The 26740-nt window shown below is 51.1% G+C and carries 19 protein-coding genes; 8 read left to right on the top strand and 11 right to left on the bottom strand.

Annotated features, from left to right (window positions below; translation table 11 throughout):
• The first annotated feature begins 600 nt into the window (after positions 1–600).
• The 4 genes from HU175_RS10125 (at position 601) to HU175_RS10105 (ending at position 5037) form a co-directional block, all read left to right on the top strand.
• Positions 601–912 carry a hypothetical protein gene (locus HU175_RS10125; RefSeq protein WP_176566482.1) on the top strand — a complete coding sequence of 104 codons (312 nt, stop codon included), beginning with the start codon at positions 601–603 and terminating at the stop codon, positions 910–912.
• A gap of 226 nt (positions 913–1138) precedes the next feature.
• The gene (locus tag HU175_RS10120) at positions 1139–3484 is read left to right on the top strand and encodes a S9 family peptidase (protein ID WP_176566481.1); all 2346 of its coding nucleotides are present in this window, start codon (positions 1139–1141) and stop codon (positions 3482–3484) included.
• A 76-nt stretch (positions 3485–3560) separates the two neighbouring features.
• A protein-coding gene (locus tag HU175_RS10110; protein ID WP_410528567.1) for an IS3 family transposase occupies positions 3561–4693 on the top strand; the annotation gives its coding sequence in 2 pieces (ribosomal slippage) (positions 3561–3816 and positions 3816–4693; 1134 coding nt in all).
• A 122-nt stretch (positions 4694–4815) separates the two neighbouring features.
• Positions 4816–5037 (top strand): hypothetical protein, encoded by a 222-nt coding sequence (locus tag HU175_RS10105; RefSeq protein WP_176566480.1) that lies wholly within the window; start codon positions 4816–4818, stop codon positions 5035–5037.
• A gap of 66 nt (positions 5038–5103) precedes the next feature.
• On the opposite strand, the gene HU175_RS10100 is transcribed toward HU175_RS10105, so the two are convergent.
• The 7 genes from HU175_RS10100 to HU175_RS10070 all read right to left on the bottom strand — a co-directional run bounded on the left by HU175_RS10100 (position 5104) and on the right by HU175_RS10070 (position 18439).
• The gene (locus tag HU175_RS10100; protein WP_176566479.1) at positions 5104–8022 is read right to left on the bottom strand and encodes a DEAD/DEAH box helicase family protein; all 2919 of its coding nucleotides are present in this window, start codon (positions 8020–8022) and stop codon (positions 5104–5106) included.
• Between the two features lie 6 nt (positions 8023–8028).
• Positions 8029–8697, bottom strand: a complete 669-nt coding sequence (locus HU175_RS10095; protein ID WP_176566478.1) for a DUF4276 family protein — start codon at positions 8695–8697, stop codon at positions 8029–8031.
• On the bottom strand, positions 8694–10094 hold the full coding sequence (locus HU175_RS10090) for an AAA family ATPase (RefSeq protein ID WP_176566477.1): 1401 nt from the start codon (positions 10092–10094) through the stop codon (positions 8694–8696). Before HU175_RS10090 ends, HU175_RS10095 begins: the two co-directional genes overlap by 4 nt.
• A gap of 3 nt (positions 10095–10097) precedes the next feature.
• Entirely contained in the window at positions 10098–12158 is a 2061-nt protein-coding gene (locus HU175_RS10085; protein ID WP_176566476.1) for a site-specific DNA-methyltransferase, read from the bottom strand.
• Positions 12159–15035: an SNF2-related protein gene (locus HU175_RS10080; protein ID WP_176566475.1), complete on the bottom strand. Its 2877-nt coding sequence runs from the start codon at positions 15033–15035 to the stop codon at positions 12159–12161.
• A gap of 92 nt (positions 15036–15127) precedes the next feature.
• Positions 15128–17416 carry a GH92 family glycosyl hydrolase gene (locus HU175_RS10075; protein ID WP_176566474.1) on the bottom strand — a complete coding sequence of 763 codons (2289 nt, stop codon included), beginning with the start codon at positions 17414–17416 and terminating at the stop codon, positions 15128–15130.
• Between the two features lie 135 nt (positions 17417–17551).
• A complete protein-coding gene (locus HU175_RS10070; RefSeq protein WP_176566473.1) occupies positions 17552–18439 on the bottom strand; it encodes a dienelactone hydrolase family protein in 888 nt (295 codons plus the stop codon).
• 197 nt (positions 18440–18636) lie between these two features.
• On the opposite strand from HU175_RS10070, the gene HU175_RS10065 reads away from it, so the two are divergent.
• Together HU175_RS10065 and HU175_RS10060 are read left to right on the top strand one after the other, a co-directional pair.
• On the top strand, positions 18637–18891 hold the full coding sequence (locus HU175_RS10065; RefSeq protein ID WP_176566472.1) for a DUF6364 family protein: 255 nt from the start codon (positions 18637–18639) through the stop codon (positions 18889–18891).
• On the top strand, positions 18888–19322 hold the full coding sequence (locus tag HU175_RS10060) for a type II toxin-antitoxin system VapC family toxin (protein WP_176566471.1): 435 nt from the start codon (positions 18888–18890) through the stop codon (positions 19320–19322). The genes HU175_RS10065 and HU175_RS10060 overlap by 4 nt, the downstream gene beginning before the upstream one ends.
• 21 nt (positions 19323–19343) lie before the next feature.
• Here HU175_RS10060 and mnmE read toward each other — a convergent pair whose 3' ends face one another.
• The 4 genes from mnmE to HU175_RS10040 form a co-directional block, all read right to left on the bottom strand.
• Positions 19344–20726, bottom strand: coding sequence for a tRNA uridine-5-carboxymethylaminomethyl(34) synthesis GTPase MnmE (gene mnmE / locus HU175_RS10055; RefSeq protein ID WP_176566470.1), 1383 nt, complete (start codon positions 20724–20726; stop codon positions 19344–19346).
• Between the two features lie 28 nt (positions 20727–20754).
• Positions 20755–21786 carry an oxygenase MpaB family protein gene (locus HU175_RS10050; RefSeq protein WP_176566469.1) on the bottom strand — a complete coding sequence of 344 codons (1032 nt, stop codon included), beginning with the start codon at positions 21784–21786 and terminating at the stop codon, positions 20755–20757.
• Positions 21787–21846: 60 nt separating this feature from the next.
• A complete protein-coding gene (locus HU175_RS10045; protein ID WP_176566468.1) occupies positions 21847–22608 on the bottom strand; it encodes an MBL fold metallo-hydrolase in 762 nt (253 codons plus the stop codon).
• A 94-nt stretch (positions 22609–22702) separates the two neighbouring features.
• Positions 22703–23083 carry a response regulator gene (locus HU175_RS10040; RefSeq protein WP_176566467.1) on the bottom strand — a complete coding sequence of 127 codons (381 nt, stop codon included), beginning with the start codon at positions 23081–23083 and terminating at the stop codon, positions 22703–22705.
• Positions 23084–23398: 315 nt separating this feature from the next.
• On the opposite strand from HU175_RS10040, the gene HU175_RS10035 reads away from it, so the two are divergent.
• Complete coding sequence (locus tag HU175_RS10035; protein WP_176566466.1) at positions 23399–23836, top strand: hypothetical protein; 438 nt, start codon at positions 23399–23401, stop codon at positions 23834–23836.
• A 172-nt stretch (positions 23837–24008) separates the two neighbouring features.
• A complete protein-coding gene (locus HU175_RS10030; protein WP_176566465.1) occupies positions 24009–26684 on the top strand; it encodes an MGH1-like glycoside hydrolase domain-containing protein in 2676 nt (891 codons plus the stop codon).
• The last annotated feature ends 56 nt before the right edge of the window (positions 26685–26740 follow it).

The following is a 26740-nucleotide window of genomic DNA, read 5'->3' as shown; positions in this document are numbered from 1 at the left end:
ACTTGTCGGTCAGATTTACTGTTCTGCCAGGCAGTCGGCATTTAATTTTCCCCAGATATAATTTTCTGATTTATAGCTATTTGTTTATACGCTAGTCTGGCAGCTGTCTTTTTACATGCCGTATTCTGCTCAAAATCATAGCCTTTGTACAGGAATCACTTGTACTATTCATCTTTTCGATGAAAAATCGTAGGCACTTTTTGCACTTTACCAATAAACCAAAACTTATTCATCACCTTATTCAGTTTATAAATTGAACGAGAGGGTAAGTGCTCTCTCATTTTTCAGGCTGATTATTAACTTATTATACCTACCATGAGCGTACAGTTCATCACAAAGCGCGGGGATAAGACAACGATTACCTGGACAAGAATTTGCACTTTTACGCGGATGACTTTTTCGTCTTTCGTGCGTCGAAATCAAGCAGTTTTTGAGGGTTTATGCCGTAACGCAACTCCCTTTGGCGGTAATTGGGTAAATGCCCGCTACTGATCGAACGTGGCATTATCTACCGCTATTTCCAGTCTGTTTTATTAAGAACCATCGTTGCGCCGGAGCCTCCAAAGGGATACGCGCTGCCGCAACCAAACCATAAGAGTTATGAACCGTTTTTCAGTAATTTATCAATTCCGTGAGCAGTACCACCACGTTTCCTGTAACAGCCGCACCGAAGCCGAATCAATCCTGCAACTGGTAGCAAACCACAAAGGCCGCAAGCCAGTCGGTATCTACGACGCTAAAACCGAACTCTTCGACTGGGATGCTTCCCGGCAGGAGCAGTACGAGCGGGCTTCGTTCGAAGGACAGGGGCAGCTTGGCGAACAGATTATCACCATCGCGCAGGCACTACGTCGGCGGGATGCCAGCTGGCAGACTGCTGGCGAGGTTCGGCGCCCTAGCTTTTTCGCTTAGACGGTAAGCCCGACGAGCTGAATTCATTTACCGGCAACGAAAGCATAACAAACAGCGGCATTGCTTTCGTTGTCGGTAATCAGCCGGTTTGTTACGCTGGCCCTGCGTTTAAACTTGGCCGTCATTACCAGGGATTGCCCAAATTTTTGTAGTTTGGCAAAATCGCCGATTGTATCGCCAGGGCAATCTGCCCTCAGCCAGTTTCGGCGTTTCACGTTCATCTACAATGAAAAAAACAGTCCTTGTGGGCCTGGTTAGCCTGGCCATCGCATCGGCGTATGCGCAGCAGCGCCCTACGCTGACCGCCACTGATTATGAACAGGCGCAGCGATTTCTATCGACCAACGCCGAGCAATTGGTCGATCACGCAACGGTTCGGCCAAACTGGCTCACCAGTGACCGGTTCTGGTACCGCGACCTGAACGCCAACGGCAGCGAGTTTATCCTGGTCGATCCGGCCAAAGGTACGCGCGCTCCTGCTTTCGATCATCAGAAACTGGCCAGTGCGCTTTCGGCCGTAGCGGGAAAAACTTATCAGGCAAATCGGCTTCCATTTCAGACCATCAGTTTCTCGCCCGACCTGACGGCGGTTTTATTTCAGGCCAACGGCAAGCGCTGGTCCTGCAACCTGAAAACCTACGAAATTACCCCCGACACGGCTCCGGCCCAGACGTCTTCGTTCAACGACGGTGGCGGCCGACCCAGCCGGGGCAGCGCTGGTCCGGCCGTACTTTCGCCCGATAAAAAGCGAGCGGCTTACATCAAAGAGTACAACCTGTGGGTGCGCGACGTAGCAACGGGGAAAGAAACCCAGCTCACGACCGATGGGATCAAGGATTTTGGCTACGCAACGGACAACGCAGGCTGGAAATCCAGCGATCGGGCCATCCTGGCGTGGTCGCCCGATTCAAAGAAAATTGCTACGTTCAAACAGGATCAGCGGCAGGTCAGCGACATGTACCTGGTAACAACCAACGTCGGTAAACCAATGCTGAAACAGTGGAAATACCCGCTCCCCGGCGACGAACATATTGCCACCATTCAGCGAGTCATTATCGAGGTCGACAATCCGAAGGTAATCCAGCTGCAGATTCCTGCCGATCCGCACCGTGCTACGCTGAGCGACGATATTGCCAGCAGCGGCACGTTCGACGATGTAAACTGGAACGAGGATGCGACTAAACTAGCCTTTGTCTCCACCTCCCGCGATCATAAACAGGAAAAAATCCGCCTGGCCGATGCCGCGACGGGAGCCGTTCGAGAAGTGTTTGAAGAAACGGTACCGACCCAGTACGAGTCGGGCTGGGGAGCCATCAACTGGCGCTACCTCGATAAATCTAACGAGATCATCTGGTTTTCCGAGCGCGATAACTGGGGGCATCTGTACCTCTACGACGCAGCTACCGGCAAGCTGAAAAATCAGATCACCAAAGGCGACTGGCTGGTGACCCGGCTCCTGCGCGTGGATGAGAAAACCCGGACATTGTATTTCATTGCCAACGGTCGCCAGGCTGTTAACCCCTACTTTGGTCAGTTCTGCAAAATTGGTTTCGATGGCAAAAACTTCACCGTGCTCACGCCCGAAGAAGGCAACCACATGGTGACGATTTCGCCTTCGGGTACGTATTTCGTCGACAGCTATTCGCAGCCGAACGTACCACCTGTTACTGTATTACGTAACATGGCCGGGAAACTCATTTCAACGCTGGAGAAAGCCGACATTTCGCGCCTGACCGCTACGGGCTGGACACCACCAACGCCCATTACGGTAAAAGCTGCCGATGGCAAAACCGATATTTACGGCCTGCTCTACAAACCCACGAAACTGGATCCCAGCAAAAAATACCCGGTGATCGACTACATCTATCCTGGTCCGCAGGGCGGCAGCGTAGGTAGCTGGTTCTTCTCAGCCGCTCGGAAAGACAACCAGTCGCTGGCGGAGCTGGGTTTTGTTGTGGTCGAGATCGAAGGTACCAGTAACCCGCTACGTTCCAAAAGCTTTCACGACATGAGCTACGGCAACATGTCCGAAAATACCCTACCCGATCAGATCACGGGCATCCGGCAACTCGCACAAAAATACGCCTACCTGGATACGGCTCGCGTCGGCATCTGGGGCCATTCGGGCGGTGGTTTCGCCACGGCAACGGCCATGTTCCGCTATCCGGACTTCTTTAAAGTGGGGATTTCAGAATCGGGCAACCACGATAACCGCAACTACGAAGACGACTGGGGCGATCGCTATGATGGCTTAGCGGCCAACGTTGATTACGAAGCGCAGGCCAACCAGACCTACGCTAAGAACCTGAAAGGTAAATTGATGCTGGCCCACGGTATGATGGACGACAACGTACCGCCGTACAATACGCTGTTGGTTGTGGAAGCACTGGAAAAAGCTAATAAAGATTACGATCTCGTCATTTTCCCGAACAGTGCCCACGGCTTCGGCAGCTACTCGCCCTACATGACCCGTCGGCGGTGGGATTATTTCGTTAAGAACCTGGCAGGTGCTGAACCACCTAAGGAATTCAAGCTGGAAATAAAATCTGATTCCCGGAATCAGGTCAACTAATGTACCCCTGATTTATAGTGCGCCCCGTTTTTAAGACCACTAATTAAATTGGATAACGGGCTAAATTTAGTCCCGTATGAAAGGCAAGAGCAAACGTAAATTTACCTCTGAATTCAAACTCAAGGTAGTACTTGAAGTCCTTAAAGAAAAGGATACATTGGCTGTCATCAGCAAACGCCACGAGCTTCATCCGAATCAGATCAGTGACTGGAAGCGGCAATTCCTACAGGGGGCCGCTTCCGTTTTCGAGGCAGGTTGCAAACCCACATCGACCAACGCAGAACCCGAAACCGCCTTGCTCTATGAGCAGATTGGACGATTACAAATGGAACTGACTTTTTTCAAAAAAAAGTTGACGCCATGAGTCTTTCGCAGCGACGATCACTGCTTGATGCAGCTTTATCAACTAGCATTCGCCAACAATGCCAGTGGGTAGGATTGCCCCGCTCAACCTATTACTACCAACCGGTAGTAGCCACATCAGACGATTTACTACTGATGCGTTTGCTGGATGAGCAGTACCTGCTAACTCCGCAGTACGGGTACCGCAAGATGCAGGTAGCCCTGGCAAAGGCAGGCTATTGTGTCAATCACAAACGCGTTCGGCGTCTCATGCAAATACTTGGCATAGAAGCCATTTATCCTAAAATAAACACCTCGAAACCGGCCATAGGCCACCGAATTTATCCCTATTTGCTGCGGGGGTTGGTCATTGTGCGGGTCCACCAAGTTTGGGCTACTGACATTACCTATGTACCCATGGCGACCGGATATATGTACCTGATGGCCATCATCGATCTGTATAGTCGATACGTATTAAGTTGGTCCGTTTCCAACACCATGGAGGCTGATTGGTGTTGTGGCGTGTTACGAAAGGCCTTAGGGAGCTATCCTCAACCCGAGATTTTTAACACCGATCAAGGCAGTCAATTTACCTCGGATGATTTTACAAGTGTCCTGCTCGATCAGAACATTCGCATCTCAATGGACGGCAAAGGGCGGGCATTGGACAACATATTCGTAGAGCGGCTTTGGCGAAGCGTAAAATATGAGGATATTTATCTGAAAGCCTACCAGGATGGCTGGCAGTTAGAGGCAGGCTTACAAGCTTATTTCGAGTTTTATAACTGTCGGCGCTTTCACCAGTCGCTGAATTATCGAACGCCTGAAGAGGTATTAAAGGGAATAAAAAGCAGTCAAACCAAGTAGGAAATCAGATCAACTAACAATTTCGTTATTCAGTAAAGTGGTCCAGTTCTAAGGGCGCAGTGTAATTGGCTCGGGGGATAGTTGGTAGCCACGAAACGGCAGGCAACGTAACGATCAGGCCCATGACCATTTTTTCGGTTATGGGCCTGATTACATTGGCTACGGCTTTGGCCGCCCAAACCGGCCTAACAGCGCTCTCCGGTTTATTTTCGGTATTTCTATGGCTATTAGCGGTATGGGGATGCATCTGCTCGTACTTTATCTGTTCAGGAAAACGCCCTCTACACCTTTTCGAAGCCATTTTTGTGGCAATCTGCTGGTATCAGTTTCGGTACGTCTGGTAAAATAGGCCCTATTGCTTTCTTTGTTTCTGTCTGCAATCGCGAAGAACTGGATAAAATATTGCGAAGCTAAATCTCCGACGCTAAGACGATCTGCTTGTAGTTGACACCTAATGCTTTGAAGTGTTCGCGGCCACAGCGGATCTTGGCGGCTTCTGAGTTACGTAGTTTTTCGTAATTGTGCGTATCCTTCGTTTCACGCACTAAATAGAGTGTATCATCTTCATGTTTGACAATGGCCCAATCGGGATTATACGTGCCGATGGGCGTTTCTATCTTGAACCAATCCGGTAACTTGACGAATAGCTTAACATCTTCCCGCTTATCCAGCGCTTCGGCAAAGGTTCGCTCGACGTTACTGTCGTAAACGATCGCATCGTAAACCGATTTGTTAACCTCTAAGCGACTGTCCAGGTAGCTTTTGATTTCGTAATCTTCGAATAGCCGCATACTCCACTCCTGGTCCGCGATGCGTTCGTACTTAATGCCGTCAATCATTAGCTGGTGAAGTTCGTGCTTAATCACGGCGGCTACTGCATCCATAAACCGTTGTGGGTTAATGGCAAATTCCTGCAAGCGCTCGCTTTTGGTCAGTATATCTACCAGCGTCCGGCGGGTCAATTCGGTTTCTTTTTGAAGGTAAGCCAGGATGTCGGGCAGGGCACCAGAAAACTGTACTTTGTGGTACAAAACTTTGGTTTCGCTCGCGGATACGCCTTTTACGGCTACGTCTAACTGCGCTTCTTTGTAGACAATTGTAGCGGGCTCCACCTTTTCCATGGCACGGATGGCTTTGACACAGTTTCGCACCAGTTCTTCGGTATCGAAATCAACCTGATACGTCGTCTTTGGCTTAATCCGTTCCCACAGCCGTTTAAAGTCTTCGTCCAAGTACACCCGCTTATTGATGCGAAGCGGCTTAGGTTCTTCGTCTTTCTTGATGTGCCGCTCAAGCTGATACGACTGCAAGATTGTAACAACCTCGTTTTCGACATCCTTGAAATCGTCCGACAAGCCCAGCGTAAAACCCTCCCGCTTCGGGTTGAAGGCGGGCAGAATCTTGCCGTTTGCGTCGAGCATACCGCCACCGACTATTTCGGCCCAGATACGCTCTGACCCAGTACGACCGATAGGCATTTCCTGTTCACCAACCAGCCGAATAATGCGGGCAAAGCCAGTTTTAGGCACTTTCCCGAACGTAACCCCACAGTCGTCTTCGTATTCGTTTTGTAGTTTCTTCGCAAACTCGTCGTAGCTCTCGTTGGCGATAACCGTCAGCTTGTTCACGGTATTATCGAAAATGCGTTCGCCATTCTGGTTGACGGGCAAGCGCAACCCCCGACCAATTTCCTGCCGTTTTTTGAACGCCGAGCGGCTTTCGTTCAGGGTACAGATTTGAAACACGTTTGGATTGTCCCAGCCTTCACGCAGGGCCGAGTGCGAGAAAATAAACTTCAACGGCTCATCAAGCGACAGCAGTTGCTCTTTATTCCGCATGATTTTAGCGTAGGTGTCGTCGTCGGCCTGGGTTGAGCCAGTGGTGTCTTTGTAAACGCCTTTTTTATCCTGCGAGAAGTAACCATCGTGCAATTGCTCAACGGGGTACACGTCCAGTTCCCGGTACATGGGTAGTTGGATCAACTCGCGGTAATACTGCTCGAACAAGCTTGCAAACTTGCCTTTCTGGGGACTCCCGTCAGCATCATACTCGCGGTAGTTAGCCACTTTGTCGATGAAAAACAGCGACAGCACTTTGACACCCTTTCCTTTCAACTGGAGTTCTTTATCGAGGTGTTTTTTAATGGTGTTCCGGATCTGCACCTGCATCAAATCTTCTTTGATGCCGCCCCGCTCCTGACCAATGTACAGCCGCCCTGACGTAAAGTCGATAAACTCGTTACCAGGTTCGGCACTGATGTCGAGCACCTCAAATCCGTTTCGGTAGGCTTCGCGCTCATTGGACAGCGTAAACAAATCCGCGTTTTGCTTCACCCAAACATCTTTCTCCTTTATCTGACCCGTAGCCTGCACCTGAATGCGAAGCCTAGCCCGAATACCACTCTTGTTGTCAACCTCCAGCAGTTTGATATACGCATCGTTCTGTGCGTTCTCACCCATCACCGACGCGACAACAATCTGCTTCACCAACCGCAGGGCATATGCCTTAACCGGGTCTAACTGATACACCAGGTTGTAGGGATTGCGATGCGTGGCCGAATACCGTAAAATACACGACGGATTCAGTGATTTAATGGCTTCCTGCGCTCGGGGTGTGCCGTCGACACTTTGCGGTTCGTCGATGATGACAATGGGCTGGGTGGCCTGCACAAACTCAATGGGCTTACGACCCGAAAGCTTGTCGTTTTCTTTGAAGATGACGTTGCTCTTCTTCTCGCTTTCACTGTCGGAAAAGTCTTTGCGGAAGGCGTCGATGTTAATGACCATCAACTGAATCTGGTTGCTGGTCGCGAACTGCCGCAATCGGTTGGCTTTCCGGCTGTCGTAGACGAAATGCTCAAACTCAATGTTGTTGTACAGGCTCCGGAAGTGCTCGGCCGTGATCTCAATGTTCTTGAGCGTACCCTCGCGAATCGGGACGCTGGGTACCACGATGATAAACTTTTTGAAACCGTATTTCTGGCTCAGCTCGAAGATGGTTCGTAGGTAGACGTAGGTCTTACCCGTACCGGTTTCCATCTCGACCGAGAAGTTCAGGCCGTTTTGGCGAAACTGCTTACCCGATATTGGTTCAAGGTCGTTCCGCTCCTGGACGGCGTTCAGGTTCTTGAGCAGTACCTCTTCATCGAGCACGATGTTGTTACCAATGCCCAGTTCGGATTGGAACAGACTTCCGTAGCCGCCTACGGTGGAGGTGTTGATCTGAACAGAATAGTCGCCGTTGGTTAGTGGCTGACCATCGAATAGGTCGACAATGCTTTGTATGGCGTCAAGCTGGTAGGCTTGCGAACTGTCAAATTTGAGTTTCATAGTGGGTTAATGCAGGTAGTTGAGCCGCCGGAACGCTTCCCGAACGGCCTCCTGAAATTTTTGGTACGAAGGCAGCAAAGCCAAACGCTCCAGACGAACCGTTGCGCCCAGCGGTTCATAAAGATCACTAATAGAAGCCTGATTACGACTACGTCTTGACCGATGGTCGAACGCCAGCCGAATGGCGTCTTTGATCGTCTCTTTGGGATCGGCTATGCTTTCTGGCGGCCGTATCAGCCCTAACTGCGCATCTGTTTTATCCGTCCCAATTTCGGCTTTCAATGCCTCCTTATCGGCCAGCATCCAGGCTTCAGTCATCCGCACGGGCACAATAGCCACCAAATTTTTGCAAACGGCGTCTGTGCATGTCTCTACATCGGCAAACGCAGGGCTAATTCGGTGAGCAAACGTGTTTGTATCACTTTCGTCGTCTGCGTCGGTATGAACACAGAGTACCATCAGTTTGTCATCTTCTGCTGCCCTGGCTGCTTCCAGAACATACTCAGAGAAAGTTAACCCAATCTTAGATATTGTTAAAGCCGTTGGCGGATAAACGTCTATTGCTTGTTGACACTCCCAGGTTAGGTCGTCGAATGTTCGACGGATAATGCTATTTAGGAAACGTACATCGGTTGTTCCTTCGGTGATAAAGCCTACCGTAATCACTTGGCTCATAGGTGGGATAGGTCATTAAGCGTATCTTCGACGTCCGTGCTCTGTAAATACTGCTGAAGTTGCCGAAGCGAAATCTTCTTCTCTGTTTCTGATAAGGAAGGGTAACGACTCTCTTTTTCGGTTTCTACGGGAAGTATTCGGGTTATCTGTAGGCTCACACGTCGGTCGTTTAATAAGGCGTTCTGGGTTACTAACTGCGTAAACCACACGGATACAAACTGACGTAACTCCACCTGCAACACCTCGTTGACCAACAGGGGCGAATGGGTATTGACAATCACTTGCCGCAACGGAAAATCCGTATCCATGAAGTTGTCGCTCAGGTCGCTCAATAGCTGCGCCACTAATTTTAGGCGAAATGGGTGCGTACCGTTTTCGGGCTCTTCCAGACAAGTGACACCCTTGTGCTGATCGTCGTATTGGAGCACACAAAGCACCAGCAACCGCAGGGTTCCCTCCGACAAAACACGGGATGTAAACTCGCGGCCGTCGCTACTTTTCACCCGAATGATGTAACGCTGATCGGCTTTGTCGTCAATAACATCAAGATCAGTCAGACCAGGCAGCAGATTGGCCAGTTTACGCCGGATACTGGCAAACGAAAACGAATCGGTCTGTTTAATGCGGTATAGTACAGCCGCCATGTTTTCGCCCGTTGGCAGAATAGTACTATCCGTCAGATACCCGCTTGGAGCACGCAATACATCGGGGTCTACGTTGTATATCCGCCAGTTCCGTATCTCTTCACGTGCAGCCAGCAAGTGTGGGGTATCTACCCGATTGAAACTACTCAGGTACGTTTGCCGTATGACTTTGGCCGTTGTGCCCTGAAATGCTCCATTCTTAAACGGTTCGTACGAGCCATCTTGCGCGTAAACACCGTATACCCGACTGAAATCGTAAATCGTATTTAATTGAAGTCGATAATCTAACCCTCTCGTCGGCACCCAACTTTCTCTAGTTTCTACAGGCAGGTAACGCTCGATCCATGCATCATCATAGGGGATAGGATAAAGACTTTCATAAGAAACTGTTAAATCCTGCTGGTCAGGTAACCGTCGAATTTTCAATCCATACCGTAATCGCGTGTAGGTTAGCGTAGCCTCACTGTCCCAATTATCCCGCACCTGCTGGTCGACTAGCAGGTCGACGACGAACGACATCTCGTCAGCGTATTGTCCGTTACCGTAGTAAGTGAATTGCTCGATGGGCTCCCCGCGCAGGCCGCTGAAGGCCGCTTTCAAATCCATATCGGCCAGCCGCGACAGCAGGTGCAATGCATCGAACAGGTTGCTCTTGCCCGACGCGTTGGCCCCGGCAATAACCGTCAGGGGTGAAAACTCCATCTGGAAATTGCGGAAACTCTTGAAGCCGTCTATTTCGATGCGGGTGATCATAGGCTATACCGTTTGGAATTTTACAACGCCCCGGTCTTTCATCAGCAAGGTAGCGTTGGTTTTGAGCGGGTCGTTGTGCTGAAAACCCGCGTCTAAGCAGATAACACGCGACGGACGGCGGTCGGCGATTGCCTTGATTACGTCTTGGGTTAGTTGCTCTTCCAGACAAACCAACAACTCGCCATCGGCGACGCTGTAAACGGTTTTTCCGGCCAGCGTGAGCGTTTCAACGGGCGTAGTAAGGGGAAAACCGGATTTGAGCAGTAATTCCGTCAGCAGGTCGGCCTGGGTGGCTCCGGCGCGAATGTGGTCAATGTGGTTGAACAGTTGCGTCTGGATAGCCTCCGGCGTTTTGGCGACGCTGGCGTCCCAGACGTTAAAGTTAGAGGGAGCCAACTTAAACACCCGAAAGCCTTTGTCGGTAGTGTCTATACGTTCAATCTGCGCTTCCTTCTCAGCGATCTTCTCCCGCAGCTTAGTAATCTGCTCATGAATGGCTTTTACCTGATTCTTTACCGCATCCGTATTGGTAAATAAGCTGCCCGCATTAGCCGTTTGCTGGCGTTCGGCGGCTTGCTCTTCTTTAATTGCAATGGAATCCTCAAGCTGCCTGATTTCCTCGACCAGTTGCGCTCGCTCCTGGTCAATCCGTTTAATTACCCGGCGAATACGTTCTTTGCTGATGTCGGCAATAGTTTGATACCCTGCCTTACCCGCTTCGCTGTCTTCCGCCGTTGGCTCTGGTAACTGAACACAAACGAACTTACGATTACCACCGTCTTCCTTATTCAACTCTAAAACAGCATGTGCTGTAGTGGCTGAACCGGCGAAAAAGTCGAGAACAATGTCAGATTGAGTAGCTCCAATCTTAATAACCTCTTTGATTAAACCGCTAGGTTTGGGATTGTCAAAAATTGTCATATTTCCAAGCAGCATTCCCATCTCCTTGGAACCATCCGTGTTTAAAGGGGCAAAATCCCAAATGGTAGGGTATGCTATTCCTTCTTTTACTTCGCTCAAAAAGCGCTTCAACTTGGGTCTACCTTTACCATCTTCACCAAAATATATTTCATCATTTTCTAACAGCTTTTTTATCTTATCCTGATTGAATCTCCAGTTACCGTTTGAGGATGGATAATGGTCTTCGCCTGTGTTCGGATTTTGTATTGGAAAATATAAAGATTGAACATAACGCCCTCCTTTGACATTAGCCATAAGGTCTCCTGGTGTCCAAGCTCCTTTAGGGTGATCATCTGGATTCCTATATCTGCTTAACTGTTCTGCGGTACGTTCTCGAAGGTTTAACTTAACCCGTTCAACACTTTTGCAGTAAACAAGTATATAATCATGATTAGCACCAATTACTTTGTCGTTTGGAGGTGTACTACGCTTTTTCCAAATTATCAATTCAATAAAATTTTCCTCACCAAAAATTTCACTGCAAATTCTTTTCAAGTTTTCTAGCTCACTATCGTCAATGGAGATAAAAATCACCCCATCCTCGCGCAGCAGGTTCTTGGCCAGAAACAGGCGCGGGTACATCATATTGAGCCATTTGGAGTGGAAACGACCGTCGGTGTCGGTATTGGTCGCAAAACGTCGGCCCTGTTCGTCTACTTGCCCGGTGTAGGCCAGGTACGTATCTAAGTTTTCGCCGTAGTTGTCGGGGTAAACGAAGTCGTTGCCGGTGTTGTAGGGCGGGTCGATGTAAATCATTTTCACCTGCCCCAGGTAGCTCTTCTGCAACAGTTTCAGCACTTCCAGGTTATCGCCTTCGATGAAGACATTCTGTGTGTCATCGGCGTTTACGCCTTCGTCGGGCGCGGGCAGTAAGGTCGCCCGGCTGGGCTGCTGAATGGTCTTAAAGCAATCGGCTTTGCCGGGCCAGTTGAGGCCGAAACGCTCTTTACCCGTATCGACGGCTTCGCCCAGCGTCAGGCGCAGGCGATCCCAGTCAATGCGGTTGCTTTCCGTAAACACTTCGGGAAAAATAGCCTTAAGCTGTTCGCGCTGGTGGTCAGTCATCTCCAGCGATGTCAGCGGTAATTTGTCAATAGTTTCCATTTAGTTCAGTTGCCAGCGAATACAAAACAGGGTTTCTTCCTGTACATGCTGGGTTATTTTTTTCTCAATTTCGTCAATCAATTGATCTTTGTTACGGTCAATTTCTTTAGCTGCGTCGTCGTACTGTCGCCAGGCTGCGTCGCGTTCGGTATCCAGCCGACGGCGTTCGCGTTCCAGCTTAAGTTTTTCGGGCAGGTTGGGTGCCAGCCGAATCTGTTTTTTAATTTCCTTCAGTTGCTCATCGAGATCACGTAACGCCATTTTAAGCGAATTTCGCCGGTCTTCGCCCCATTTATCAAGCTTGTCCAATTCCAGCATAAAATCCGCTTCATTGCGGGTGCCAATTTCGCTGAGCAGCGCGTTTTGCTGCCGAATCAGGGTATCAGAAAGCAGTGTTTGTGTGACTGGTGGGATGACAACAGCTTGTTTGTCCTGAGTAGCAGTTAGGGAAAACAGGCGGTGGCATTGCTCCGGGTCAAGGGCCGTACCATCGTCGGTCAGGCCCGCCAGCAGAACATGGTCTTCCGCTTCAAATGCATTCACGGTCAGCCCGCGAGCCATCAACCAACCGCCCTGCCCCAGCAGCGGCTCCAGCGCCGAAATCCGTTTAGGCGAACCCGCATAGTCAAAGTGAAGCGCAGATACAGGCAACACAAACGACCGGCAGTGGTCCAGAATCCGTTGCGCCAACGGATGCCCAACGCGGTACACATGCGAGTCGGTAATGTTTTTGCCAATGCGGTATGCACCTAGCGGCACCGCTACGTCAGCGAAGGGGTTGTGTTGTAGATTGAAAGCATAGGCATCGTCGGCAAAATGCGCATGGTCGGCCAGGCAATAGCGTGTTAGGTTCCAGAGGTAGGTTTCGTAGCGAGAAAGGTACTCTTTACTTTCCAGCAGATTGATTCGCAGTTTCTCATGAACCTCTTCGTCGAAGTTTTCGAGCAATTGTCGCCGGGTTTGCTGCATAGCCTCCGAAATTTGTCCTTCCAACTCGGCTTGCAACGCGTTGAACGCCGATTCAATCTGAGCGGGTGTGCGGCAGTCCTGATAGATCTGCGCAATACGTTTCTCGAAATCAATGCCGCTTTCAATACTTCCCAGCACTTCGTCACTAGCCCCAAAGACCCCGTTGAACAGGGTGAACTTCTCATTTAACAGTTGATACACCCGCTGATCGGCCGCATTCGCCTTGTTCAGAAAGTTGACCACCACAACGTCATATTTCTGACCGTAGCGGTGGCAACGCCCAATACGTTGTTCGATACGTTGTGGATTCCAGGGCAGGTCATAATTGATAATCAGCGAACAGAATTGAAGATTAATACCTTCGGCTGCTGCTTCGGTCGCGATCATAATGGTGGCTTCCTCGCGAAAGAACTCGACGAGTGCCGCCCGCATATCGGCCGTCCGCGACCCGGTAATACGATCTGTATCACGATGTCGATCGAGCCATTGTTGATAAATCCGGCGTGATGTTGCATCCGTGTTGGCTCCGTTGAACAACACAACTCGTCCGGCATGGCCGTTAGCCTCCAGTAATGATCGCAAGTATTCCTGAGTACGGGTACTTTCGGTAAAAATGATGGCCTTGCGTGGAGCGCCAAGTCTCGCTAAGTGATCGAAACCGTTTTGCAGGGCCGTGAACAGCTTTTCACCTTTTGAGTTTTTTTGTATTGACTTAGCCAATTCCTCAAAGCGTTTCAGCGCCTGAATTTCAGTCTGGATATACGCAATGTCCTGCTCGTTGAAGGTAGGTGGCTCCGTACCATCTTCTTCGTCCGTCCACTCGTCTTTTAGTTCGTCGTACCCTTCGTAACTTTCAGCCAGCACGTCGTCTGTACCTTCGGCTGTGTGTGTTTCGACAATATGTTCCAGTTTATGCACTAACGCACCAAGCGTACCTGAAATAGCGTAGGTTGACGAGGCCAACAGCCGACGTAGAATCAGCGTCATGAGTTTACGCTGACTGGCAGGCAGGGCGTACAAATTATCCTGCTGCAAATACTCTGATACTAAATCGTAAAGTTGCTGCTCTTCTGATGTGGGATAGAACTCCTCAACCAGTGCAATGCGATTGGTATAGCGAATATATTCGAGCACCTGCCGACGAAGCGTTCGTTTGCATACTGGCTTCAAGCGCTCTTTCAGTTCACTAAAGACAGCTTCATCCGTTGCGCCATTCACCCGGCTGTATTGTGACTTAAAGCTTTTCAGGTCCCCGAAGGTATAATCGTCGATAATGCTGACCAACCCATAAAGTTCCAGTAGGCTGTTTTGCAGGGGCGTAGCCGTGAGTAATACCTTCGGCGCATTAGTCAGCGATTGTTTAATAGACCTGGCAATCCGGCTACCAGACTTATACACGTTACGTAACCGGTGTGCTTCGTCGATAACAACCAGATCCCAATTGATCGACTCGACGTAAGCCTCTTTAGTTGAAGCAAACTGGTACGAGCACAGCACTACTACCGAGGAATCGAATGGATTCAGGTTTCTGGCCTTGATGGCATCATTAAAGGATTTAGCCTCCAAAATGGTCGATGGCAGGAAGAACTTATCCATTAATTCCTGACTCCACTGCTTACGTAGGTTGGCGGGCGTAATGACGAGAATTTTGCGTTTACGTTCGGCCCATTTCTGAGAAATCACCAACCCAGCTTCAATGGTTTTACCCAAACCTACTTCATCGGCCAGAATAGCCCCTTTCGACAGTGGCGAACGAAAGGCAAACAACGCAGCCTCGACTTGATGCGGATTAAGGTCAACCTGCGCATCAACTAATGTTGAAGCTAATTTTTGTAGATTATCTGCTGCACTACGCTTGCTAAGCTCAAAGGCAAGGTATTTAGCATGGTAAGGGGTAAAAGAAGGCATGAATAGGGTTACAAATGGATCGAATTGATAAATATATGTAAGTGAATTTGGCTATACTATCAAACGCATTGTCTATTTATTGAGAATTTCCCTTACTTCTTCGCAGGCTTAGCGCTCATGTAAAACGTCAGTTTGCCGCCGTTTGTAATATCGGCGTGGGTGATGACCGGTTTGGTTAGCGGCTTGCCGTTGAGGAGTACCTTTTGCACGTACACGTTCTTATCGCTTTGATTAATGGCTTCAACCTCGAACGTCTTACCGTTTTCCAGATTCAGCCGGGCACTCTTTACGGATGGGCTACCCAGCGAATACTCATCCGAGCCGGGAGATACGGGATAGAAACCCATCGATGAGAACATGTACCAGGCGCTCATCTGACCGCAGTCGTCGTTACCGCCCAGGCCGTCAGGGGTTGGTTTGTACTGCATGTTCAGGATCATCCGCACCCGCTCCTGCGTTTTCCAGGGTTGGCCAGCCCAGTTATAGAGATACGCTACGTGGTGCGCCGGTTCGTTGCCGTGAATGTAGCCGCCAATGATTCCCTCGCGGGAAATATCTTCGGTTTCGGCGAAGAACTTATCCGGCAGATTCATCGCGAACAACGTATCGAGTCGGGTTGCAAACTTCTTTGGTCCACCCATGTACTGCATCAGCGTGGCCGGATCCTGCGGCACGAAGAAGCTGAAATTCCAGGAGTTCCCCTCAATGAACCCCTGCCCGTGGGTGCTGTACGTATCAAACTCTTTTTTGTACGAGCCATCAGCCAGACGGGGGCGCATGAAACCGATCGATTTATCAAACACATTCTGCCAGTTCTGCGCGCGTTTCTGGTAGGTGTCAAACACGTCCATCCGGTTCAGTTTCTTCGCCAGTTGAGCGATGCACCAGTCATCGTACGCGTATTCCAGCGTGTTCGACACCGACGTACCGTTAGACGTAGCAGCAATGTACCCTTTGTCGATATACTCCCCGATGCCTTCGTAACTGCGGTGGTTGGACGTAGCGATGCAGGCATCGAGCGCCTTCTGCGGATCGCCTTTGTAGACACCTTTGACGATGGCATCGGCCAGCACCGATACGCTGTGGTAGCCACTCATGCACCAGTTGTCGTTGGCGTAATGCGACCAGATCGGCAGCATTTTCAGCGTACTCTGGTCGTAGTGTTTCATCATCGACGCGACCATATCGCTGTTGCGCGACGGCTGCATCAGGTTAAAGAACGGGTGCAGCGCCCGGTATGTATCCCAGAGCGAAAAGGTCGTGTAATTCGTGAAACCGTCGGCCTGATGAACGCCCTGATCCAGCCCTTTGTACTGCCCGTTGACGTCCATATAGGTCGTCGGGTTGACAAAAGCGTGGTACAGCGACGTGTAGAAATTGATTTTATCGGTATCGGACGCGTCGATCTGAATCTTGTTCAGTTCCCGGTTCCAGCTTGCCTGCGCCTGGGTTTTCACCTGATCAAAATTCCAGTGCGGTACCTCCGCCTGCATATTCGCCAGCGCGTTTTCCTGACTCACGGGCGACAGGGCCATTTTCACTTTTACCTGTTCCCCCTCCTGCGTATCGAAGTCGAAGTACATGCGTAGCCGCTTGCCTGCCAGTTCGGGGAAGTTGCGGGTCTGATCAAATTTGCCCCAGAAGCCCCGGTACACCTGACGCTTGTCCAGGTTTTTCTGCCCGTACGACTTGAACGGTTTCGAGAACGACAGCGCGAAATACACCGTCCGGGTACGCGCCCAGCCGTTGGTTTGCCGGTAGCCTGTAATCAATGTATCGTTCACAACCCGCACGTACGTCCAGACAACTTTGTCGTCGTAGTTGTAGATGCCGTGCGCCAGATCCAGAATGATATGCGACTGATCCGATTTGGGGAACGTATACTGGTGAAAGCCGACGCGGTTCGAAGCCGTCAGTTCGGCCAGGATATTATGATCGTCGAGTTTCACTCTGTAGTACCCAGCCTCAGCGACTTCATTCGTGTGCGAAAACGCCGAGCGGTAACCGCTTTTGGGATCAGACGCTACGCCCGGATTCAGCTGCAGCGCACCCTGGGTGGGCATGATCAGGAAATCACCCAGATCGGAGTGGCCTGTTCCGCTGAAGTGCGTGTGACTGAACCCGACAATCGTTTTGTCTTCGTATTTGTAGCCTGCGCAGTATTTGTAGACATCGCCGTTGTATTTCCCGTTGAATTCGTACGAGAGCGTATCCGAATCCGGACTCAGCTGAACCGCCCCAAACGGCACGGTAGCCCCCGGAAAGGTGTGGCCCATTTTTTCGGTACCAATCAGCGGATGAACGTAGGGAACCAGATTCTGCTGGGCAAATGTGAGAAGAGCGAAGAACTGAAAGAGGAGGGTAAGACTAATTTTTGTCATGTTGCGCCGATAAAGCAATGGCTGAAATTTCGACCCAAAAGGTACGAAATTTCAGCCATTGGCTTCTGTTTGCTGGCATCATCCCCGCTCTTTTGGTAGTCCCATCGGCAGATATGACCGAAATCTACCGTAGCGTTACGCCAGTTTTGCGTTAAAAAAATCGATGGTACGTCTCCAGGCCAGTTCGGCAGCGGCCTTGTCGTACCGGGGCGTTGTATCGTTGTGAAAGCCGTGATTGGCATTCTCGTACATGTATTCCGTGTACTCTTTCTTATTCGCTTTTAGCGCGGCTTCGTAAGCAGGCCACCCCTCGTTGACGCGGGTATCCAGGGCACCGTAGTGAATCAAAAGCGGGGCGTTGATCTTTGGTACGTCTTCGGTAGCCGGTTGCGTGCCATAAAACGGAACTGCTGCCGACAAGCCGGGAACACGAACAGCCATCATATTGGAAATCCAGCCGCCAAAGCAGAAGCCGACAACGCCAATTTTGCCGGTACAGTCTTCACGGCTTTTCAGATAATCGTAGGCTGCGATAAAATCTTCGAGCATGTCGTTCCGGTTACGTTTACTCTGCAACTCACGGCCTGCATCGTCGTTTCCCGGATAACCGCCCAGCGGAGACAGCGCATCCGGGGCAATTGACACAAATCCGGCCAGCGCAGCCCGCCGACCCACATCGGCGATGTACGGGTTCAGCCCCCGGTTTTCGTGGACGACGATGATCCCGCCGAGTTTCTTTTTTGTATCGGCTGGCATCGCTAACTGCCCTTTGATTGCTCCGCCCCCCTTCGGCGACTGATACGTAACAGTTTCTACCTTCAACCGGGGATCATCCGTCTTGACCTGAATATTATCCTTGTAGTTGGGCATCAGAAAACTCATCAGCGACGCCACCGTAAGGCCGCCCACGGCATAGGTCGATAGTTTCTGTACGAACTCACGACGGTCGATCCGATTATGGGCGTAATCGTCGTACAGCACGAATACCTCCTGCTTGATGTCTTCTTTCTTAATATCGCTCATGCGGGTTTGGTTAAGGAGTTTCCTTAAATGTAAGCAATTGTGGAATACCTCACCCCTTTTTGGCGAAACCTGTTACGTCGGACGATTGAGCGGTTTATTCTTTGCTTATTTGTAGACTGATCGCCTGAAAGCTTATTGGACAAGCAGACATTGTCACCTTACACGTATCTTTGCTTATAGACTAAAAACATACGTATATGGGTAAAGTAAAACTCACCCTGACCGTTGATGAACGGGTGGTCAGCCATGCCAAACTTCTGGCCAGGCAACAGCGGAAATCATTGTCGGCCATGATCGAGCAACTGCTGTCTCTCGACGATAGTAGTCAGCCCGATACTGCCTCGACCATACCTACCGCGCTACGATTGCGGGGTATTGCCAAAGGCACACTCAGCAAAAAAACGGATAAGCAGATTTGGGAAATGATGTACAAAGACCGCTACGGCCTATGACCATCTTTGCGGATACAAATGTCGTGCTCGACTGGCTCCTGGACCGAACTGATACCTACGCTGACGAAGCTACCGATCTCTTTCTGGCCGCCGAGGAAAAACGGCTTACTATGTATATCTCCAGTGGTTGCGTCTACACGATAGCCTATGTCTTGCAAAAAACAGGCAAACGAGGACAGAAACTGCGTGACGCGCTGAACAGCTTCCTGACTTTATTAAACGTAGCCGGTGCTAACAGAAATACGTTTATTACCGCCAGCCAACTAACAGCAATCACTAATCTGGAAGACGGTTTCCAGTACCAGATTGCCCTGGAAACCGGCACCATTCAATATTTCGTCACGGGAAACATAAAGGATTTCCAATCAGTCGATCAGAGCAATTTGCCGGTGGTTACGCCTACGGAGATGATCAGATTATTAGCGCAATAGCAATCTGAACGGTTGCGATGGTTACTTTCCGATACAGAACTTACTGAAGATTGAGTCCAGCAGATCATCGGTGGTAATTTCGCCGGTCAACTCGCCAAGATGTTGCAGGGCGACGCGGAGATCCATGGCGAGCCAGTCGGGGGTAACGCCGGAATCAAGGCCGTTGATGGCGCGGGCCAGCGCTTCGTCGGTACCGGTCAGGTGCTCGTAGTGGCGGGCATTTGTGACAACAGCACTGCCGGTCTGCACGGCGGCATCGGTCCGGACACGGGTCGAGAGGGCCATTTTCAGTTCGTCCAGGTGCGTTTGTTGGGCGGCTGAAATCCAGACGATCTTTTCACCAGCGGCATCTTCCAACGCCTGCCGTTTGTCGTCGGTTATCGCGTCGAGTTTATTGCCAACCAACAGGTATGGCTTACCCGATTCGCGAACTTCGCTAAGTGCCGCTGTTAATTCATCGGGCGTAGCGTTTTTGCCGTCGAACAGATAAATGACCAGGGCGGCATCCCGCATTTTCTGCTGCGTGCGCTCAATACCAATCGCTTCAATCTGATCAGTCGCCTGGCGCAGACCGGCCGTATCAATCAGTCGGAAGCGAATGCCGTTGATAAACAGTTCATCTTCGATCACGTCGCGGGTTGTACCGGGAATGTCGGAGACAATGGCTTTTTCTTCGTTCAATAAGGCATTCAACAGGGTCGATTTACCGGCGTTAGGTTTACCAACGATAACGGTTGGTACGCCATTTTTGATGACATTTCCTGCCGAGAAGGAATCGATCAGGGGATGCAGCACCCGCCGAATGTCGAGCATCAGTTGCCGCAGTCGATCGCGGTGGGCAAACTCAACGTCTTCCTCACCAAAATCCAACTCCAGCTCTACCAGCGCGACAAAATCAATGAGCTGTTGACGTAACGCTTTCAGTTGTTTCGAGAAACCACCCCGTAGCTGGGTTAGAGCAGCCCGGTGACTGGCGTCTGAATCCGACGCAATCAGGTCGGCGACAGCTTCGGCCTGGACCAGATCAAACTGCCCGTTCAGAAAGGCCCGCTGCGTAAACTCACCCGGACGGGCCAGCCGGACGCCTTCCTGGGTCAGCCGACGCAGAATCTGCTGGATAATGAATTCCGAACCGTGGCAGGATATTTCCACTACATCCTCTTTCGTGAAAGACTTAGGTGCCCGGAACACCGTTACCAGCACTTCGTCGATAATACCCTCTTCGCTGGTACGTAGCGTGCCAAAGTGTGCCGTGTGGCTCGGCTGCTGTGTCAGGTCTTTGCCGCGAAAAATTCGATTGGTAATCTCGATGGCCCCCTCGCCCGATACCCGAAGGACGGCAATGGCACCAATGCCCGGCGCTGTCGCCAGAGCCGCAATGGGTTCTAATTGAAATACGGTCATTATCGAATGAGGACAGTGCGGTACATGCTTACCCACGTCGGCTACCCGGCGTTGGCGCAGGCGCTACGAGCGGAAAGATGGGCAGACGCGTCAGTAGTCCGGCTAATCTTTTTTCAAGGGGCGCCTGGGGTATATCGAGCAGGTCGGCATACGTATCGCCCATCAGAAAACGCATTTGGCCCGCCACGAGGTTCCGGGTGGCTTCGGGTTTGTCGCCGGCGACCTGTCTGGTGATGGCTTCCAGGAGCGATTTTGTCAGCCCCGCGCCCGCCTGCGACGGACGAAACTGGCGCTTGGCAATCGTCTGCCCTAACTGGTAGGCCTGCCGAAGGTTATCTGGAATCAGCTCGTCGGTAAGCCCGTTCAGCGACGCAATGACGTTGATGTGATGCAGGTAATCTTCTTCGGCCTGGTCGGTTGTGGTAATGCCCGCTTTACGTAGTCCCAGTAGCACAACGTACGAAAACGCCAGGTTCGTACCGGCCATGTCCTCCTGGTTGACCGGGACGCCCCAGTCGTCGTTCCAGCGGCCTGAGTGTCGGGTAAACCAACGCGCACCAGCGTGGATCAGCCGGACTTTCAGGGTGCGCAGTACCGCCTGAGTTGAACGCCATTCGGCTGGATTATTGACGGCAAAGAGCCATTCGCCTGTTTCCTGCAACCGTTGGGACGTATCGTTCTTAATACGTTCGGTTAACCAGAGCACCTGCGCACCATCGGCTCCCAGGTAACAGTAAGGCAGCGAAAAACAACCCAGAACCAGGCTGATCGGTCCAACGTATTTGTTGAAGAAAGCCATGCCCCGCGCCATTCGACCGGTATTGGCCCAGCCGGGCAGCGTAGCATTTTGGGCAAAAAACTGCTGGACGGAAGCAGACTGATTAGCCGTCGAAAAATCCTGCGTATCGGCCAGCCAGATCATCAGCGAGCGTAGTCCCCCTTTGCCCTGTTCGTCCACGACAGACTCAATCACCGCATCGGCAATAGGGTCACCCTGCTGGCGATAATGACTAAGCAGTTGATCCGAGAAAATACGGGCGGGTTTGATACGGGTTGACATCGGCGTTCGGGTCTCTCCTGTCTAACAGTAACAGACAGAAAACGGTTTACCCAGCCCGTCTTATACCTGAATTTTCATGCCGTCGTAGCCGAGACGGATACCGGCGGGCAGTTCCTTTTCGACTTCGTGGTGCAGCCCGAGATTGTGGCTGATGTGGGTAAAATACGTTCGTTCGGCGCCCACGCGCTGCGCTACGGCAACGGCCTGATCGAGCGTAAAATGGGATATATGCGAATTGCGTTGCAGTGCGTCCAGCACCAGCACTTTGGTGCCCATCACTTTGGTCAGTTCCTGCTCCGAGATATAGTTCAGGTCGGTCAGGTACGTAAAGTCACCGATCCGATAGCCATATACCGGCAGCTTATGGTGCATCACCTCGATGGGAATAATCCGCACACCCGCTACGTCGAACGGTTCGTTGTCTACTTCGTTTACCTGAATGCGGGGGGTACCGGGGTATTTGTTTTCGGCAAAAATGTAGGCAAACTCACGCTGCAGCTGCGCCAGCACCGACGGCCGGGCGTAGATGGGCATGTCCTGCCCCGATCGGAAATTGTAGGCCCGAACTTCGTCCATCCCCGCCGTATGGTCTTTGTGTTCATGCGTGAACAGCACCGCGTCGAGCTGTTTGAGATTCAGGCGAAGAACCTGCTGCCGGAAATCGGGGCCCGTATCAACGACAATACTCCGACCATCGACGGCCAGATGAATGGACGAGCGCAGTCGTTTATCCCGAAAATCAACAGAACGACACACCTCGCAGTCGCACCCAATCAACGGTACGCCCGACGAAGTCCCCGTTCCCAGCAAGGTAATGATCATAAGGAGAAAAGGAGAAAGGAGGAGAGGGAGGAAGGAGAAAAAGAAAGTGCGCTAACACCTCCCTTTTCTCCTTCCTCCCTCCTCCCTTTCCTCCTTATTTGTCCGTTAATTGATTAACTACTTCCACCAGACGGTCGAAGTTGAGGGGCTTCACCAGTACGTCGTTGAAACCGGCGGTTTTGAATTCTTCTTCGGTATAGTTACGGGCGTTTCCCGTAATAGCCACGATGGGAACGGCTGCTTTTTCCTTCTCGGGAAGAGCCCGAACGCGACGAACGCATTCCATGCCATCCATAACGGGCATATTGATGTCCAGCAGTAAAATGCTGAAATCTTCTTTTTCCAGAATCTGCAACACCTGCTCGCCGTTTTTGACCGCTGTGATATCGTAGTTCTGAAACTCAAGGATTTTACGGGCCAGGTTTTGAATAACAGAGCTGTCTTCGGCAATCAGGACGCGTTTGGAAGCTGACATAGGGTTTGGCGTATCGAAATATTTGGATTGGTGAAATTAGTACTTAATCGGCAAATGCAAAAAAACAGGCGGTTAGGTCATTAATTCAGTCTGTACGACAATGGCGGGAACCGGCCAGCGATAAAAACCAAATTTTTCACCGAAAAATAAAAATCTGTTAATTATTCTGATTAACTTACTCATTAGTAACAATGCTGGTACTATTAAGTTTGCCCTGTCACGTTAGCCGCTGATTATCCGTACTTTACGGGTAAAACACGTCGGATTGCCCCCCTGCTTCTCTTTTTTTAGTCAGTATTTTCCTCTTCTACAGCCATGAAACTTACCGGTTATAACAGCACATTTGAGTTGAATATTCTGGACTACGAATGCTCAGATGCCAACTCGTTTATGGATCGAAACTGGTTGCTTATCGGGCTAAAAACTCAGTTTCAGCAGCAGCAGACCGTTTGCACGGCCCCGCTGCTCTCGACCTGGGAAGTTGAACTGCTCCTGAACTGGATGCGCTCCATCGCCGATCAGCGGGAACTCTCCCCTCGCCTGACCTTTGTCGAACCAGCTCTTGTTTTCAGCAATACGTCCCGTGACAAAGGCGACTACTGCTTTCAGATCCGGCTGAGTTCCGACGCACTGCCACGCTGGCAATCAGACAAGAAGGCGTTTTACATGCCGATCAATGTTAGCAAACACGAACTACAACAGGCCATCGACGACCTGGATCGGCAGCTCAAACTTTTTCCGGTACGGGACTAGAACAGCCCGTTGGCTCGGGTTCTACCGGTGAATAGTGGTTTAGGCGAAAAATGGTGGGGTGATACCATTTCGGCAGTGTCTTTGCTAATAAGAAGTCTGTGCGTATACTATATTTGAGGCCAGTTTACTTTACTGAGTAAACTGCTCTACCGTACTGACCGACTTACTTATCATGACTGCTATTGCCGAACGCGAACGGATTTACGAACGAGCTGACAACAAAGGGTGGAAAAAATGGGGACCCTACCTCTCCGAACGGGCCTGGGGCACGGTGCGGGAAGATTACAGCCCCTATGGCGACGCCTGGAACTATGTCAACCACGACATGGCCCGCTCACGCGCGTATCGCTGGGGTGAAGAAGGTATCGGCGGCATTTCCGACAATAAAAGCATCATCTGTTTTTCGCTGGCGTTCTGGAATCATAAGGACACCATTCTGAAAGAACGTCTGTTTGGTCTCTCCGGCCCGGAAGGTAACCACGGCGAGGACGTAAAGGAACTGTACTATTACCTGGACAGTACACCGACGCACTCGTACATGAAAATGCAGTACAAGTACCCGCAGCAGGAATTTCCGTACAACCGGCTGGTGATCGAGAATATGCGCCGGAACCGGACCGAGCCGGAATTTGAGCTGATGGATACGGGTATCTTCGACCAGGACGAATATTTCGATATTGTCATCGAATACGCCAAAGCCGATCAGAACGACTGGCTGGTGACCGTGACCGCTCACAACCGCTCGGACAAGGACGCTCCGCTGACCTTGCTGCCGACACTCTGGTTCCGGAACACCTGGGCGTGGGGCTACGAACAGTTCACTGCCCGGCCCATGCTGAACGGCATTTCCAACACGCAGATTGAGGTGAGCCATAAGCAGATGGGTAAGTTCAAGCTCTACTGCGAAAACGCCGATGCGCTGCTGTTCTGCGACAATGATACCAACACGGAACGGCTCTACGGTCGTCCTAACGTATCGAAATACCCGAAGGATAGCATCAACAACTACATCACGTCGGGCAATCGGAAAAGCTTTATCAACCCGAACCAGATCGGCACAAAAGCGTCGGCCCAGTACGCCCGTGTTGTACCCGCGAAGGGCAGCACTACCATCCGGCTGCGATTCAGTGACAAAACCACTTTACCGAATGCCTTCTCCGATTTCGACAGCATCTGGCAGGATCGCCTGGCGGATGCCAATACGTTCTACGACGATCTGCAGCGGAACGTAAAAGATCAGGAGCTGCGAAACATCCAGCGGCAGGCCTACGCGGGTATGCTCTGGAACAAACAATTTTACTACTACAATGTCAACGAGTGGCTGAAAGGCGACCCGCAGATGCCAATTCCGTTCCAGGGACGTGTCTACGCCCGCAACGAAACCTGGCGACACATGTACACGGCCAATATCCTGTCGATGCCCGACAAGTGGGAATACCCCTGGTTTGCGGCCTGGGATCTGGCTTTCCATACCCTTACCCTCGCCCGGCTCGACCCCCATTTTGCCAAGCGGCAACTAGCGGTTATTCTGCGGGAGTATTACATGCACCCGAACGGACAGATTCCGGCTTACGAGTGGAATTTCAGCGACGTGAATCCACCCGTTCACGCCTGGGCGACCTGGAAGGTGTACGAGATCGATAAGGAGCAGAACGGCGTAGGCGACGTAGCTTTCCTGGAGCGGGTGTTTCACAAACTGCTGCTGAACTTTACGTGGTGGGTAAACCGCAAGGACGTCGAAGGCAACAATATTTTCGGTGGGGGCTTCCTGGGTCTCGATAACATTGGGGTCTTCGACCGCTCGCAGCCATTGCCAATGGGCGGCCGTATCGAGCAGGCCGATGGTACGGGCTGGATGGCCATGTACACGCTGAATATGCTCCGGATTGCCTGCGAGATTTCGCTGACTCGCCCGTCCTATCAGGACATGGCCAGTAAGTTCTTCGAGCACTTCCTGCACATTGCATCGGCCATGAACAATCTTGGCAAACAGGGCATCAGTCTCTGGGATGAGGTCGATCAGTTTTACTACGACGTCCTGCATACACCGGACCAGAACGCCCGGCTACTGAAAATCCGCTCGATGGTGGGCCTGATTCCACTGTTCGCCGTCGAAATTCTGGACGAAGAGTTACTCTCACAGCTGCCTGATTTTAAACGTCGGGTTGAGTGGGTACTCACGAACCGGCCGGATCTGGCGTCGCTGGTGTCGCGCTGGCACGAGCCGGGTAAGGGCGAAACACATCTGTTGAGTCTGCTGCGCGGTCACCGGATGAAAATGATCCTGAAACGGATGTTCGACGAAACCGAATTCCTGTCGGATTACGGCATCCGGGCACTGTCGAAATACCACGAGAAAACACCCTATCAGTTTGAGTTGAACAGCGAAGTATTCCAGGTTCGTTACGTAGCGGCCGAATCCGAAATGAGCATGTTCGGCGGCAACTCAAACTGGCGTGGACCAATCTGGTTCCCGGTGAACTTCCTGCTGATCGATTCGCTGCTGAAATTCTACCAGTATTACGGCGACGATCTGGAGATTGAGTACCCAACGCATTCGGGCCAGGTGATGAGCGTGAAAGACGCCCTGATGCAGGTTACAGAGCGGCTCATCAACCTCTTCCGACGCGATGCCAGCGGACGCATCCCATCCTATGGCGACCAGGAAAAGATGCAGCACGATCCTAATTTTCAAAATCTGTATCTGTTCTACGAGTACTTCAACGGCGACAACGGAGCGGGTTTAGGGGCGAATCACCAGACAGGCTGGACGGGTCTGGTAGCTGATCTGATCGAGTACCTCTACAAGTACCAATCGAAAACGACTACGGCTCCGGCGTTGAAATAAGAGACATAAGAGAAAAGACAATAAGAAGAAAGACGTAAGACGCAGGATGGCCAGTG

This window comes from Spirosoma sp. KUDC1026 (genome assembly GCF_013375035.1).
GTDB lineage: Bacteria > Bacteroidota > Bacteroidia > Cytophagales > Spirosomataceae > Spirosoma.
The sequence above is the reverse complement of the archived record's forward strand: the minus strand, read 5'-3'. Positions and strand labels throughout refer to the sequence as shown.